At 73.3% G+C, this 281-nt stretch carries 1 protein-coding gene; it reads right to left on the bottom strand.

Going from position 1 to position 281, the window contains the following annotated elements; genetic code table 11:
- Positions 1 to 281, bottom strand: a 281-nt coding sequence (locus LMU33_RS41075) for a hypothetical protein (RefSeq protein ID WP_228627245.1), incomplete at both ends; no start/stop codon positions are given.

Raw genomic sequence — 281 nt, 5'->3', positions numbered from 1 at the left:
CCGGCCCACCCCACGGAGTCAGCCCATCCACCACCACCGTCCCCGGCACCACATCGAGCGCATCCAGGCCCTCGGGTTCGATCAGGGTCCATCCGCCGTCCGGCTCGACGCCCGACGGCACCGTGACCGGCGTCCACTCGACGCGGAAGAGGGACTCCGCCGCACCGTCCCCGGAGGCACGCAGCTGTTCCGGGGACACCGAGCGGAGGGCGAGGGAGTCGACCGAGGCCACCGGTGTCCCGGTCGTGTCGGCGAGTTGCAGGGTCACGGCGTCCTGGCCG

The organism is Streptomyces barringtoniae (genome assembly GCF_020819595.1).
GTDB classification, from domain to species: Bacteria; Actinomycetota; Actinomycetes; order Streptomycetales; family Streptomycetaceae; genus Streptomyces; species Streptomyces barringtoniae.
This window is presented reverse-complemented; position numbering and strand designations above follow the sequence as displayed.